The sequence below is a fragment of the Vibrio sp. D173a genome, from assembly GCF_030248475.1.
The window spans coordinates 1-978 of record NZ_JAHGAH010001460.1; the positions used below are offsets into that span (position 1 = coordinate 1).

Genomic DNA, 978 nt, shown 5'->3' on the forward strand with positions numbered 1-978 from the left:
ATTGCTAGCGATGCTCTCTAAGCTTTTGGTTTTTGAATAGTAGATATCCAAACCAAACTGCTCCAACTCGGCAAGCTCCCTTGGTGGATTTCCCGCTGGCCACGCTAAGATTAAGTCTGGTTGTAGGGCGATGATCTTCTCTACTTTTATGCCTTGGTAGTTGGCTACCTTAGGCAATTTATCGGCCTCTGGTGGGTAGTCACTTCTGTCACTCACCGCGATTAAGTTCTCTCCCAGTCCGGCGCTATAGGCCAGCTCTGTCGCATGAGGAGCAAGGCTGACGACACGTTTTTCAGCTACTGAATCAGAAGAAGAAGACTCAGCGTGAACCTGAGGTAGCCAAAAACAAACAGAGAGTGCAGACAGCACGGCACAAGAGGTGGCAGATTTCACGTTAAATCCCTTGGTGAATAATAAGTAGTAGAGCGCTTTGTAGCATCAGCCAAGCCAATATACGCCAAGCGAGCATCTTTTGCAGTTGGGATAAGTGGAGTGCAGAGGGCGCAATTCGGCCTCCGAGCTTGGCTCTGACTGCTTTGACATTGTCATAGATCGCAGGACCACCCAGTGACAGTTCAAGCTTGTTACCTGCTGAGGTGATAAGCCATGCGGGGCCCGGTAGTGGCCAAGAGCGGCTTTGAGTGAGCATCATTGAAAAGGTGTGCCTTGCATTGTGACCAACCACAATCATCAGTGAGAACAGTCTCATTGGAATGAATTCTAAAACCGCCACCACTTTAATGACACTTGAACCAAACGGCGCAAAGCGTTGTCGGCTTGGTGACCATGCGCGTGCCAATTCAACCGTTAAGCGATACATCAGGGAAGCAATGCCTCCGCCAATGGCATACCAAAATAGCACACAGATGACGTTACGCCCGTAACCCATAATGAGTGTCTCGGCCGATGCCTTGCCCAAGCCCAATGTGGACAGTGTGTCGGTTTGTCGATTGACAATCGGGGCGAGCAACTTACGTG

General features: G+C 50.0%; 2 protein-coding genes. Both read right to left on the reverse strand.

Annotated elements, in window-relative coordinates; all coding sequences use genetic code 11:
* A partial coding sequence (locus KIV40_RS34070) for an ABC transporter substrate-binding protein (protein WP_285353864.1) occupies nucleotides 1-393 on the reverse strand: 393 nt, incomplete at its 3' end.
* Nucleotide 394: 1 nt separating this feature from the next.
* The coding region (locus KIV40_RS34075; RefSeq protein ID WP_285353865.1) for a cobalamin biosynthesis family protein at nucleotides 395-978 on the reverse strand (584 nt) is incomplete at its 5' end.